The 11,813-nt window shown below is 61.3% G+C and carries 13 protein-coding genes and 1 pseudogene; 7 read left to right on the top strand and 7 right to left on the bottom strand.

Translation table 11 applies throughout. The features are described from left to right. Positions 1-77 precede the first annotated feature (77 nt). A complete protein-coding gene (gene betC, locus V8P77_RS10000) occupies positions 78-1,586 on the top strand; it encodes a choline-sulfatase (protein WP_335912147.1) in 1,509 nt (502 codons plus the stop codon). 137 nt (positions 1,587-1,723) lie between these two features. On the opposite strand, the gene V8P77_RS09995 is transcribed toward betC, so the two are convergent. After that, positions 1,724-2,584, bottom strand: coding sequence for a sugar phosphate isomerase/epimerase family protein (locus tag V8P77_RS09995; protein ID WP_335912145.1), 861 nt, complete (start codon positions 2,582-2,584; stop codon positions 1,724-1,726). Positions 2,585-2,650: 66 nt separating this feature from the next. Further along, positions 2,651-4,021, bottom strand: a complete 1,371-nt coding sequence (locus V8P77_RS09990) for an amidase (RefSeq protein WP_335912143.1) — start codon at positions 4,019-4,021, stop codon at positions 2,651-2,653. 274 nt (positions 4,022-4,295) lie between these two features. Here V8P77_RS09990 and V8P77_RS09985 point away from each other — a divergent pair, with 274 nt between their 5' ends. Together V8P77_RS09985 and V8P77_RS09980 are read left to right on the top strand one after the other, a co-directional pair. Beyond that, positions 4,296-4,574: a hypothetical protein gene (locus V8P77_RS09985; RefSeq protein WP_335912218.1), complete on the top strand. Its 279-nt coding sequence runs from the start codon at positions 4,296-4,298 to the stop codon at positions 4,572-4,574. A gap of 174 nt (positions 4,575-4,748) precedes the next feature. Further along, complete coding sequence (locus V8P77_RS09980) at positions 4,749-5,186, top strand: DUF1810 domain-containing protein (RefSeq protein ID WP_335912142.1); 438 nt, start codon at positions 4,749-4,751, stop codon at positions 5,184-5,186. On the opposite strand, the gene V8P77_RS09975 is transcribed toward V8P77_RS09980, so the two are convergent. After that, positions 5,170-5,367 carry a DASH complex subunit DAD2 gene (locus V8P77_RS09975; RefSeq protein ID WP_335912140.1) on the bottom strand — a complete coding sequence of 66 codons (198 nt, stop codon included), beginning with the start codon at positions 5,365-5,367 and terminating at the stop codon, positions 5,170-5,172. The two genes, V8P77_RS09980 and V8P77_RS09975, sit on opposite strands and share 17 nt — an antisense overlap. Before the next feature lie 82 nt (positions 5,368-5,449). Continuing rightward, positions 5,450-6,073: a TetR/AcrR family transcriptional regulator gene (locus V8P77_RS09970; protein WP_094088656.1), complete on the bottom strand. Its 624-nt coding sequence runs from the start codon at positions 6,071-6,073 to the stop codon at positions 5,450-5,452. A 127-nt stretch (positions 6,074-6,200) separates the two neighbouring features. On the opposite strand from V8P77_RS09970, the gene V8P77_RS09965 reads away from it, so the two are divergent. Beyond that, positions 6,201-6,416: a hypothetical protein gene (locus V8P77_RS09965; protein WP_025397489.1), complete on the top strand. Its 216-nt coding sequence runs from the start codon at positions 6,201-6,203 to the stop codon at positions 6,414-6,416. Positions 6,417-6,539: 123 nt separating this feature from the next. On the opposite strand, the gene V8P77_RS09960 is transcribed toward V8P77_RS09965, so the two are convergent. Continuing rightward, complete coding sequence (locus tag V8P77_RS09960; RefSeq protein WP_335912135.1) at positions 6,540-7,397, bottom strand: SDR family oxidoreductase; 858 nt, start codon at positions 7,395-7,397, stop codon at positions 6,540-6,542. 119 nt (positions 7,398-7,516) lie between these two features. Between V8P77_RS09960 and V8P77_RS09955 the strand changes: the two genes are divergently transcribed. Together V8P77_RS09955 and V8P77_RS09950 are read left to right on the top strand one after the other, a co-directional pair. Further along, positions 7,517-7,765, top strand: a complete 249-nt coding sequence (locus V8P77_RS09955; protein WP_335912133.1) for a type II toxin-antitoxin system Phd/YefM family antitoxin — start codon at positions 7,517-7,519, stop codon at positions 7,763-7,765. 214 nt (positions 7,766-7,979) lie between these two features. Beyond that, positions 7,980-8,828, top strand: coding sequence for an IclR family transcriptional regulator (locus V8P77_RS09950; RefSeq protein ID WP_335912131.1), 849 nt, complete (start codon positions 7,980-7,982; stop codon positions 8,826-8,828). A 22-nt stretch (positions 8,829-8,850) separates the two neighbouring features. On the opposite strand, the pseudogene V8P77_RS09945 reads toward V8P77_RS09950, so the two are convergent. Together V8P77_RS09945 and V8P77_RS09940 are read right to left on the bottom strand one after the other, a co-directional pair. Continuing rightward, positions 8,851-10,103 (bottom strand): annotated as a pseudogene (locus V8P77_RS09945) (amidohydrolase/deacetylase family metallohydrolase). Positions 10,104-10,317: 214 nt separating this feature from the next. Continuing rightward, on the bottom strand, positions 10,318-11,187 hold the full coding sequence (locus tag V8P77_RS09940; RefSeq protein WP_335912130.1) for a sigma-70 family RNA polymerase sigma factor: 870 nt from the start codon (positions 11,185-11,187) through the stop codon (positions 10,318-10,320). A 108-nt stretch (positions 11,188-11,295) separates the two neighbouring features. Between V8P77_RS09940 and V8P77_RS09935 the strand changes: the two genes are divergently transcribed. After that, a complete protein-coding gene (locus V8P77_RS09935) occupies positions 11,296-11,754 on the top strand; it encodes a carboxymuconolactone decarboxylase family protein (RefSeq protein WP_335912128.1) in 459 nt (152 codons plus the stop codon). Positions 11,755-11,813: the final 59 nt, after the last annotated feature.

The following is an 11,813-nucleotide window of genomic DNA, read 5'->3' as shown; positions in this document are numbered from 1 at the left end:
AGATCTGCAAATAGTGAAGGGGTTCCCCTTCCAGCAATGCCTTCCCCGGCCTTTGAGACCACAGGAGACAATTTCACATGACGCGTCCGAATATCCTCATCCTGATGGTCGATCAGTTGAACGGCACTTTCTTTCCCGATGGTCCTGCCGATTTCCTGCATGCGCCGCATCTGAAATCACTGGCGGAGCGTTCCGCGCGTTTCACCAACGCCTATACGGCAAGCCCGCTCTGCGCACCGGCGCGGGCCTCCTTCATGTCCGGGCAATTGCCGAGCCGAACCCGCGTCTATGACAATGCGGCGGAATTTGCCTCTGACATTCCGACCTATGCGCATCATCTGCGCGCTGCCGGATACCAGACGGCGCTTTCCGGCAAGATGCACTTCGTCGGCCCCGACCAATTGCATGGCTTCGAGGAGCGCCTGACGACGGACATCTACCCGGCCGATTTCGGCTGGACGCCGGACTATAGCAAGCCGGGCGAACGCATAGACTGGTGGTATCACAATCTCGGTTCGGTCACCGGCGCCGGAGTTGCCGAGATCACCAACCAGATGGAATATGACGACGAGGTCGCCTATCACGCCGGCCGCAAGCTGTTCGATCTCTCGCGCGGTCACGACGAGCGCCCCTGGTGCCTGACCGTCAGCTTTACCCATCCGCACGATCCTTATGTCGCGCGCCGCAAATTCTGGGACCTCTATGAGGATTGCCCGGCACTGGATCCGGCAATTGCCCCGATTGCCTTCGATCGGCAGGACCCGCACTCGCAACGCCTGATGAAGGCCTGCGATCACGGGGCTTTCGAGATAGACCGCGAGCAGATCAGGCGGGCAAGACGGGGCTATTTCGCCAATATTTCCTATGTCGACGAGAAGATCGGCGAAATCCTCGGCGTCCTGGAACGGAGCCACATGGCGGAAAATACGATCATCCTCTTCGCTTCCGACCACGGCGACATGCTCGGCGACCGCGGCCTTTGGTTCAAGATGAACTTCTTCGAAGGTTCGGCCCGTGTTCCGCTGATGATCGCAGCCCCCGGCTGGACGCCTCAGCAGATCGATCAGCCCGTCTCCACGCTCGACGTCACGCCGACGCTCGCCGGTCTTGCCGGGATTGATATCGCCTCGCTGAAGCCCTGGACCGAGGGTGAGGATCTGGCAGCGCTGGCCGAAGGCACCGGCAGCCGCAGCCCCGTGCCGATGGAATATGCTGCGGAAGGTTCCGAAGCGCCGCTCGTCTGCCTGAGGGATGGGCGATACAAGCTCTCGCTCTGCGAGAAGGATCCGCCGATGCTGTTTAATCTCGAGGCCGATCCGCAGGAGATCGACAATCTGGCGACCGACCCGGCGCATGCCGAGATCTTGGCAAGGCTTGTCGAACAGGCCGGCCGACGCTGGAATCTTGCCGATTTCGACGCCGCCGTGCGCGAAAGCCAGGCGCGCCGCTGGGTGGTCTATGCGGCACTCCGCAACGGGGCCTATTACCCATGGGACTACCAGCCGCTGCAGAAAGCCTCGGAACGCTACATGCGCAACCACATGGATCTGAACGTGCTGGAGGAAAACCAGAGGTTCCCACGCTAGAACAGGATGATTTTAGGCCGGGTCGGACTAAAATCTGAATCCTGTTCTATATTATATGTTTAGAGCATGATGTCGTCCGAAAACCGCTCACACTTTTCGGCATCATGCTCTAGAAATGAGCGAGAGGTGTTTCTGATTTAAGCCGACTTGCGCGTCGGCGCCTCGCGCAGGAAATCCTCGATGAAGGCCTTTTGCAGCAGGATGCCGTCCCATTCGTCAGGGAAGAAGGGCGAGTCGTAGATCAGCGTGAAGGGACCGTCGTAACCGGCCTTCTCGCACATCTCCAGGCACCTGCGGTAATCCTCGGCATCGAGGCTGGCAACGCCATAATCGGCCTTGGCATGGCAGATTTCCGCCCGGCCCATGATGTCGGCAAGGCCCTGATATTTCGCCGGCGCCGCCCAGTTGCCGAGGTCGCCGTTGAGGCCGACTTTGCCGTCCAGCCGGTCCAGCAGCCAGTTCATTTCGACGGGCGACGGCAGCAGGTCGAACCAGTTCTCTACGACGACACGCACGCCGCTGCCTTGGGCCTTTTCGGCCAGCCAGTTCAGATGGCGGGCGGCACGGGTAAGGTTTTCCTCCGTCGGTTTCTGCTTGCCGGCAATGACGCGCATCCTCTCAGCCCCGAGGGCTGCGGCAATATTGATCCACTCCGCCATCCATTTGACGTCGCGTTCCGCAGTCTCCGGATGGCTCGGATCGCCGTCCTCGACGAGCAGCGTCTGGAACAGCACATTCGAGGCCGCCATCGCATCGCGCAATTCGCTTATATAGGCGGCGTCGAGGCTCGGCAGATGGAAGGAACAGACCTCCAGCCGGTTGACGCCGCGTGCCGCAAGCGCCGCCGGGACGTCGATCAGCGCCGCGGCACCGGGGCCATAGGGCTCTTTCGGCGCGGCACTTTTGTCGGGATCGGGACTATAGGCATGAACGGCGCCAAGCAGCCGATGCAGCGACCATGTCGAAACCGCGAAACGTCCGTTTTGTAAAACCTGCACGTGCTTTCCTCCGGGATCTCCTCATGCCATCAATGGCAACTAAATCCCGGCGGTTCAATTGCCAATTCAGGCAAAATCACCGCGGATGACCGCCTCGGCCGCAAGGGCAATCCCCAGCAGCGCCTCATCGCGATGGGCGGTGGCCGAAAGCAGCAGTCCAACAGGCATGCCAGCCTCGCCCGTGCCGCAGGGAATGGAAACGCCGCACCAGTCGAGGAAATTGCCGAGTGCGGTGTTGCGCAACGTCTTGTTATTCGTCGCGAAGAACAGCTCGTCATCCTGCTCCAGCGGCCCGATCGGCGGAGCGACATGGGCGACGGTCGGAAAGGCGATCAGCCGGTCGCCGACGAGGCGCTCGACATCGGCGATCAGGCGGCTGCGCGCCTCGAGGATTTTGAGGTAATCGGGCAGAGTCGTCTTGCTTCCGAGACGGGTGCGCATGACGACACGGTGGTCCATCCTGTCCGCGTCCGCTCCCGCCAAGTGTTCCTGATGAAGCGCGAAAGCTTCCGCCGTGACCAGCGGACCATATCTCGTCATCAGCTCGAATATTTCGTCGAAGGCGGGGATGACGGTGCGGGCAACCTTGGCGCCGGCCTTTTGAAGACGTCCCAAAGCTGCCTCGAACGCAGCGACGACACCGGCTTCAGCGCCATCGAAGACGATATTTTCAGGCACGACGAGTTCCAGCCCCTGCAGGGAATGCGTGGCGACATCGGGCGCCGTCAGGCCGCGCATTGCCGCGTCGATCCAGACCGCGTCCCCGACGCTACGGCAGAGCGGTCCCAGCGAATCCAGGCTCTTTGCCAGCGGATAGACGCCTGCCATTGCGTGGCGGCCGCGCGTCGCCTTGTAACCGACGATACCGTTGAAGGCGGCGGGAATACGCACCGAGCCGCCGGTATCGGTGCCCATGGCGACCGGCACCAGCCCGGCCGCAACGGCGACACCGGCGCCGGAGGATGAGCCGCCCGGAATGCGCGGGAGATCGGTGCCACGCGGATTTGCCGGCGTGCCGTAATGCGGATTGATGCCGAGGCCGGAAAAGGCGAACTCGCTCATATTGGTGCGTCCGACGGCGACCATGCCCGCCTGTCTGAGCAAAGCGACGACAGCCGCATCGCGCTTGGCCGGCACATCCTTTGCCAGAACGACGGAACCCGCCGTCGTCGGAAGGCCTTCAATGTCAAAGAGATCCTTCCAGGCGATCGGAATGCCGTCCAGCAATCCAAGCGAGCGCCCTTCCCGCAGACGTATCGAGGAGGCGCGCGCCTCCTCCATCGCCCGGCTTTCGAGCAGTGTGGTGAAGACCGCCTTGTCGGCATAATTCGCGATGGAATCGAAGACCGTCTCGGCCACCTCGACCGGATCGGCCGCGCCACCTTGAATGAGGACGGAAAGCTGCGCGACCGACATCGCGCCGAAGGATTTGCTCATGGGACTATCCAGAAGAGAGATGTGCCTGTCTGAACTACCCCGGATCATTCCGGTGAACCAGAGCTTCACGATATTTTGCATTTATTGGTACGATTTTTTGAACACTGAGTTTGAATATCGCCCCTTCAATTGCCACGATCGAAGACACACATGCTGCTCGCATGCGAAGCCGGTTCGGCACGAGGGTGAGAGTTTGCTCTGAGAACCCGGCTCCGCATGTGTTGCAGGAGTAATTAAAATGACAGATTGTGAAACTTTAAGCCGTCGCCAGGATATGGTGACCCTCCATGTAAAAGAGGACGAAAACGCCGGTTTAGGCGAGCGCGATTATGTAGATCATGTCAGCGCCCAGAAACTTTCGGCCTTCGAGCGCATTGTCGTGGTCGGAGCGCTGGTTCTCTTGAGCTTTGCGGGTTTTGCCGCATATTCTTCCGGCAATACGGATCCGGTGACGACATCGGCTATTGCCGCGCCGGCCGGCGATACCATGCCGCCGCATCCGGCCTACGGCCATTGCCGCGATAGCAGCCCCTACGCTGAGAGGGTCTGCTGATCGCAAAACCAGTGCATAATTCCTTAAATCGGAACCGATTTAAGGATAAAATTATGCAGTCATTCAAAGTGCTACAGCGTCCTTTGCGCGTCTGAAAGACGCGCGGCGCTGTAGATCGCCGGGCATGGAAACCTTGGGCAAGGCTGCATCGACAGCAGGAAAAGGGAAAGGACCATGGCCGGTGACATCGACTACAAGCTTCACCGCTTCATCGACGCCCAGAACGGCGTCTATGAGCGGGCGCTCTCCGAGCTGGAGGCTGGACGCAAGACGTCCCACTGGATGTGGTTCATCTTCCCGCAAATCGCCGGTCTCGGCACCTCGCCGATAGCGGAAAAATACGCGATCCGCTCGGCCGAGGAGGCCGCGGCCTATCTCGCCGATCCCATTCTCTCAAGTCGGCTGCTGCGCTGCGTCGAGACGATTCTGTCGGTGGACGGCCGGTCCGCGCACGAGATTCTCGGCTCGCCCGACGATCTGAAGCTGCGCTCATCGATGACATTATTTGCCGCGATCAGCGAGCATGGCTCGCCTTTCCACCGAGCGATCGAGCATTTCTATCAGGGAAAGTTCGACGAACGGACGACGGAGATTCTCAGCGCCAGCGATTAGCCGAGTTGCTTTCCAGCGTAGCAATTTCCTCGGAAATTTCTCTCAGCCGCTGACGCAGATCGCTGTCGGTGCCGTCATCGACCTCTTCCTCGCCGAAACAATAGCGCGCATCATGGAGTTCCAGCTTGGCTTCGAGCTCGGCGCGTTTGGCATACAGGCGTTTGAGATAGACGTAGTTCATCTCCCTGCCTCCACATCGCCCTCGGGTTAGTGTGAAAACGGCATGGAAGCGGTAAGGTTCCCCTCCCACACACTTGCGGCGGTCAGGCGAAAGAAGCGATCGCCGCGTGGCAGGCCTTGGCGAAATGACCGCAGCAGCCGGCAGCGCCCATGGCCTGGCGGCTGACGCGTGCGCCCTCGAGCAGCAGCGTCAATGTATCGGCAAGAAGCTGGGGTTCGCGCGCGCCGGCCGCCGAACAGAGCGCGGCCAGGCGATCACGCTGTTCGGCCTTGTGCCGCTCGATCATTTCGTGGGCCGGATGGCCCTCGCCCTTCAGCTCGATGGCGGCATTGGCGAGATCGCAGCCGGCGGGCTCGCCGTTCAGACATTGCGCCCGCAGTTCCACCCAGGCGTCCAGCTGGGCGCGCGGATTGTCAGGATAGGCCGATTCCAGATCGCGCCAGATGGCACCCGCCTTTTCGGAGGCGCGGCGAAGCGTCTCGCACACGAGCTCGTCCTTCGAGCCGAAATGCCGGTAGAGCGTCATCTTGTTGGTCAGAGCCGCGTCGGCAATGGCATCAACGCCGATGCCGCGGATGCCGCGCTCGCGGAAAAGCTCCGAGGCGGTCGAGACGATACGCTCCCGCGGCGGGATGCGATCTTCTGGAACGGCAGCGGGGATTTCATTCGAAGTTTCTGATTTTTTTGCGGACGTAGTCCTTGACATCAATGTGACCGATCGGTAACAAATGCATTGTTACTTACCGGTAACACCACGAAACGCGAAAGTCAATGCCGAGGGCATGGCAGCGGAAAGTGGAACACGGGCGACCGCCCACGAAAGGAGGACAACCATGACAAAGACCAGAGATGACCTGACGATATCCGAAGCCCTTCGCGACCCCCTGATTGCCATGGTGTTGCGCGCCGACGGCGTGAAGCTTGAAGACTTCAAGCAGCTCCTGGAGACGGCCGCCCGCAAACGCGAACCGCGCTCGACATCTGTGGGCAATATGATCGGAGCGCTCGCAAGCCGCGCCAATCTGCCGGCAGTGCCCTGCTTCGGCTGAAGACGCCGCCTAAACAGCTTGGGGATCTCTCCCTGCCCCCGTCAAGGGCTGCCGTCACAACCAGACGGCGGCCCTTGTCGCTTTAAGCATGTCGCGCAAAAGCGTCCAACGGAATTGCGCGCTTTAGAGGATCGGCTTGCCGCCGGTCACCGCGATTGTCGTGCCGGAGACATAGCTCGACAAGGGATCGGCCAGCATCACATAGGCTGTCGCAAGCTCGGCGGGCTGTCCCGGCCGTTTCATCGGCACCTGCTTGCCGAAGTTGCTGACGCTGTCTTCAGGCAGCGTCGAAGGGATGAGCGGCGTCCAGATCGGCCCTGGCGCCACCGCATTGGCGCGAATGCCTTTCTCGGCCAAAAGCTGCGCAAGACCGGCGGTGAAATTCTGGATGGCGCCCTTGGTTGTCGCATAGGCAAGCAGCGTCGGGTTCGGGTTGTCGGAATTGATCGAGGCCGTGTTGATGATGGCGCTGCCGGGCTTCATGTGGGCGACGGCTGCCTTGGTCAGGTAGAACATCGCATGGATATTGACCTTGAAGGTCAGTTCCCACTCTTCATCGCTGATCTCGTCGATGCTCTTGAAACTCGCCTGATGCGCGGCGTTGTTGACGAGAATGTCGATACCACCGAGCTCCTTGACCGCCGTCTCGACGATCTGTCTGCAATGGGCAGGATCCTGGATGTCCCCGCTGACGAGGATAGCCTTGCGTCCGGCCTGCTCGACGAGCCGTTTCGTCTCATCGGCGTCCTCATCCTCGTCGAGATAGGAGAGCACCAGATCGGCACCTTCGCGAGCATAGGCGATTGCCACAGCCCGGCCAATGCCGCTATCGCCGCCGGTGATGATCGCCCGCTTGCCCTTCAGCCGCTCGGAACCGCGATAGCTCTTTTCGCCATGGTCGGGAACGGGGTCCATCTGTGCCGTGAAACCCGGCATCGGCTGCTTCTGGGATGGGAAAGGCGGTGTGGGATAATTTGGCATCGTGACCTCCTGGGTTTAGGGGGTCAAACTCGGAGTAGGGCTTGTTGTTCCAGCGGTGTTGCGGCGGAATGGCTTTTCGAGCAAAATGACCAAAATTGGTCGGTCCTCGAGGATGCATCATGGCAAGTGTCACCCTGGCGGCGGCAAAAGCCCATCTCAGCGAGTTGCTCAATCGCGTCGAAGCCGGCGAGACCGTCGAGATATTGCGGCATGGCAAGCCGGTGGCGCGGCTCGTGCCCGTGAAGACGCGCAAAAGTCCGATCGACGTCGAGCGGCTGAAGGCAATGACCGCCTTAATGAGGCCGTCGTCCGAACCCATTGATTCCACGAATTTTATTCGCGACATGCGCGACACCGATCGCTACTGATTCCCTACATCGCTACATCGGCTCCGGTCACCGCCTGCATGATCGAAAGCAAACAGACGACGCGCAGCGCTGGCTGGCAGCACGTCGAAAAGATCGCGGTCAAGCCGCCTGGTGTCAGCGATCGTAAGGTTCGCCAAGATTCCTTGGCTATCTTCTGTTGCGATTTGCCTCTACGACGGCTATGCCATAGTAATGTAACATAATGGCGTTTTTCATGAGGTGCGTGGAATTGGACGGAAAGACATCCCCCGCGGTTTACTCCGAAGACGAGGGCGTTGCCGACGAGGCTGCTGGCAAGGGCGCGCGCCGCGCGCGTGTCAGCGGTATCGACCGGGCGCTTCAGGTGATCGATCATCTTTACGAGACCGGATCGCCTGCCGGCGTCTATGCCATCGCCAAGGCGGTGAAGGCGCCGCTTTCGACCGTTTACGTGATCGTCGACGATCTCGTCGAGAAAAACATGCTGACACGCCAGGCCGACGGCTCGATCTGGCTCGGCGCGCGGCTCTACCATTACGGCCTTGCCTATGCCAGGTCGCTCGATTTCATGAGCATCGCTACCCACGAAATGCACGATCTCTGCCGCCAGGCCGGCGAAACCGTGCAGGTCTGCGGCCGCGACGGCGACTATATGCTGGTGCTCGCCATGGCCGACGGCCCGAGCCATTTTCAGGTGGCGTCCCGCGTCGGCACAAGGGTACCGCTGAACTGGACGGCCTCCGGCCGCCTGCTCGTCGGCCACCTGGCCGAGGAGGAGCGCATCGAACTGTTCAAGCGCTGTGCCCGCTCTTCACCGACCGGCCGTGCCGAGATCGATCCGGGCACGCTGTCGGAAGCCGCCGGCAAGGCCTTCGAATCGCGCCTGTCGATCCAGGCAGGGGAATCGGATTATGCGGTTGCCTGCATCGCCTCGCCGATCTGCGATCGCGACGGCCAGTGCGTCGCCACCATTTCCATCGTGCTGCCGGAACAGAAGGCGTTTTCCGACGAGAACCACTATACGGCCCATGTGCGCAGTTCAGCGGAACGGATCGAAAAGCTGATGGGCTGGCGCAACCGCTGAGCATTGCGCCCTTCAGCGGATCCTACCTGTAGGAATAGCCATGACTGTGGCGCACCAGCTTGCGCGCCCGCGGCACATAGCGGCTGGCGGCGAAGGCATCGGCGCCCATCACCGCATAGCGCGGCTCGAACAGCTTGTTGAGGACCGAAACGTCGCCGTTGGAATCCGTCGCCTCGAGATCGGAATCGACCAGATCGAAAATGGTGAATTCCGCTTGCGAGCCGACCGAAAGCCGATTCTCCATCGACAGCTTGATGACGGATGCCGGCGCATGGGTGACGGCTTCCACCACCTTGTCGAAAGGCATGCCGGCGCATGGGTGACGGCTTCCACCACCTTGTCGAAAGGCATGCCGACGCTGAGAAGCTTCGACATCGTCGTCGCCAGGTCCCAGACCGGGAAGTTCATCGAATGGCCGTGCAGGTCGGTCGAGATCGAGAACGGTAGAAGCCCGCGCGCGATCGCCGCCTCGGCGACCTTGAAGGAGAAGGAGGCGCCGCCATGGCCGATGTCGAGGCGGATGCCTTCGGAGGCGCAGCGCTCGGCAAGATTGAAGAGGTCCTCGTCTTCCATGATGCTCGAACCGGCCTTGCCGTTGAAGCAGTGGGTGACGACGTCGCCGGGGCCGAGGATCTCCAGCACCTCGTCATAGAGCGCCGGCGGCTCGCCGACATGCACCATCATCGGCACTTTCAAGATCTTGGCGATCTTCTTGCCGAGCTTGACCGGGGTGACGCCCCAGGATCCGGTGATGACATGGCTGGCGCGCACCTTGATGCCGACGATGTGCTCGCTGTTTGCGGCATAGACTTCGAGAATGCGGTCGAGATCGATATCGCGGATATCCCGCAATTCCGCGACGCGGTTGCAGGCGACGAGGCCGATCGAGCCGAGATTGAGGAAGGCCTTGATGCGTTCGCGCGACGGCTCGATGATATATTCCCGAAAGCCATGGAAATTCGCCTCACCGGCCGAACCAGCATCGACCAGCGTGGTGACGCCGCGCTCGACGCCGCATTCGGACGGGCGGATGGAAATATCGGTGCCGCCGTGCCAGATATGCACGTGCAGATCGACCCAGCCCGGCGAAATGAAGGCGCCCTTGCCGTCGATGCGCATCACATCCTGCGAGACGGAAAGCGACGGACCGATCTCGGCGATCCTGCCGTCGGCATTGACGAGAACGTCGGTTGCCCCCTCTGATGGGCCAGAACCGAAAGCCATCGGTTTGACATTGGTGAGGAGAAGCGGCTTCTTCGCCTGGTCGCCGGACATGACATGCATTCCTTTCGAAGTCTCGGACCGGGATCGCTCCTCAGTCATCCGTCTAAAATTCCATAGTTATGCTATATAAATCTTTATAATAGAAAAAAGCCGAGGATGCCGCTGTCAAGAAAAATGACGCGGACGGCACCGCTCAGGAAATGTCCGCGGCGCGATCCTTGCGAAGCGCGCCTATCTCGAAGATCCGGCAAATTCTCGTGTGTTTTCAATCCCGAAGGATCGAATAGTCGAGCCGTGCCAGGTGATCCGGATCGGCGATGGCGTCGATCGCGGCGATCCTGCCGTCGGCGATCGTCAGCGCCGCGACGACGCGGAGCTGGCCCTTGATCTCCACGACGAATCCGAGCTCGCCGTCGACGATGGCGATTTCTGCCGCCTGCGCCCGACCCTTGAAGGCTTCGGCCACGTGAGCTGCGCCGCGCATTTCGCCGATGGTGCCGAAGCGGGCGGCCGTCGCATCCGGCCGGAAGACGACGTCAGGGGCAAGCACCGCGATCAATCCCTCCAGATCGCCATTGCGCGAGGCCGTCAGAAAGGCCTCGGCGATCGTCCGCTTGCGGCCGAAATCGACATCAGGCGCTTCGTCCACCCCCTGCACCCGGCGGCGGGCGCGGCTGGCAAGCTGGCGGGTGGCTGCGGACGAACGGCCGATGATCGGCGCGATCTCGTCGAAGGGCAGGTCGAACATATCGTGCAGCACGAAGGCGACACGTTCGGCGGGCGCCAGCGTCTGCAGCACGACGAGCAGCGCCAGACCGACCGAATCGGCAAATGCGGCTTCGCGCTCGGGATCGTTCGCCGGATCGGCGATCCCGGCATGAACAGGCTCCTCCAGCGGCTCCTCGCGCCGGGTCTTGCGGGCGCGCAGCATGTCGAGGCAGATGCGCGCCACCACCGTCGTCAGCCAACCGCCGAGATTGCCGACCCCTGTCGTATCGGTGCGGCCAAGCCGCAGCCAGGCCTCCTGAACGGCATCCTCCGCCTCGCTGCGCGAGCCGAGCATGCGATAGGCTGCGGCTCTCAGATACGCTCTGTTCGCCTCGAATTCTTCAGTCAGCCATTTTTTCTCGTCCATGTGTCACATTCCTCCGCTGCGTTCCGTCAAGGCCATGACGAATGAACCCCGGCCGATGTGACAGCGCCGGCGGATCGTCAGACAGTCAACGCATCAAGGAGACATATCATGCAGGAGAGAATGGGAAATCCCGCCCTCGTCCTTCCCGCGGCCATGCAGGCGCTCAATGCCCTCAGCAAGGTGCCGGCAGAGAACGGCCTTTCGCCAAAGCTGCTCGAACTTGTCAATCTGCGCTGCAGCCAGATCAACGGCTGCAGCGTCTGCATCGATGGCCATTGGCGCATTGCCCGTAAACACGGCGAGACCGATGAGCGGCTCTTTGCCGTCGCTGGCTGGCGCGACGCCCCCTATTATAGCGATGCCGAACGCGCCGCGCTTGCGCTCGCGGAGGCGCTCACCCGCCTTAGCGATCGGGCAGATCCGGTGCCTGATGATATCTGGGATGAAGCGACCCGGCATTATGACGGCAGGAGCCTTGCGGCACTGGTCATCGCCATCGCCAATATCAACGTCTGGAACCGGCTGAACATCGCCACCCGGCAGATCGCCGGCGCCTGGAAGCCGTAAACGGCGACCGCCGGCAGCGCATCACCCCTGCGCCGCCGGCAACCATCATCCCTAATCAG

The organism is Rhizobium aouanii, from assembly GCF_037002925.1.
Classification (GTDB): Bacteria; Pseudomonadota; Alphaproteobacteria; order Rhizobiales; family Rhizobiaceae; genus Rhizobium; species Rhizobium aouanii.
This window is presented reverse-complemented; position numbering and strand designations above follow the sequence as displayed.

What these genes read in the sequence shown, in the direction of transcription:
- betC (WP_335912147.1), top strand. Translation starts at nt 78, where the DNA reads ATGACGCGTCCGAATATCCTCATCCTGATGGTCGATCAGTTGAACGGC.
- V8P77_RS09990 (WP_335912143.1), bottom strand. Translation starts at nt 4,021, where the DNA reads ATGAGCAAATCCTTCGGCGCGATGTCGGTCGCGCAGCTTTCCGTCCTC.
- V8P77_RS09985 (WP_335912218.1), top strand. Translation starts at nt 4,296, where the DNA reads ATGGTGACCCTCCATGTAAAAGAGGACGAAAACGCCGGTTTAGGCGAG.
- V8P77_RS09980 (WP_335912142.1), top strand. Translation starts at nt 4,749, where the DNA reads ATGGCCGGTGACATCGACTACAAGCTTCACCGCTTCATCGACGCCCAG.
- V8P77_RS09975 (WP_335912140.1), bottom strand. Translation starts at nt 5,367, where the DNA reads ATGAACTACGTCTATCTCAAACGCCTGTATGCCAAACGCGCCGAGCTC.
- V8P77_RS09970 (WP_094088656.1), bottom strand. Translation starts at nt 6,073, where the DNA reads ATGTCAAGGACTACGTCCGCAAAAAAATCAGAAACTTCGAATGAAATC.
- V8P77_RS09965 (WP_025397489.1), top strand. Translation starts at nt 6,201, where the DNA reads ATGACAAAGACCAGAGATGACCTGACGATATCCGAAGCCCTTCGCGAC.
- V8P77_RS09960 (WP_335912135.1), bottom strand. Translation starts at nt 7,397, where the DNA reads ATGCCAAATTATCCCACACCGCCTTTCCCATCCCAGAAGCAGCCGATG.
- V8P77_RS09955 (WP_335912133.1), top strand. Translation starts at nt 7,517, where the DNA reads ATGGCAAGTGTCACCCTGGCGGCGGCAAAAGCCCATCTCAGCGAGTTG.
- V8P77_RS09950 (WP_335912131.1), top strand. Translation starts at nt 7,980, where the DNA reads ATGAGGTGCGTGGAATTGGACGGAAAGACATCCCCCGCGGTTTACTCC.
- V8P77_RS09940 (WP_335912130.1), bottom strand. Translation starts at nt 11,187, where the DNA reads ATGGACGAGAAAAAATGGCTGACTGAAGAATTCGAGGCGAACAGAGCG.
- V8P77_RS09935 (WP_335912128.1), top strand. Translation starts at nt 11,296, where the DNA reads ATGCAGGAGAGAATGGGAAATCCCGCCCTCGTCCTTCCCGCGGCCATG.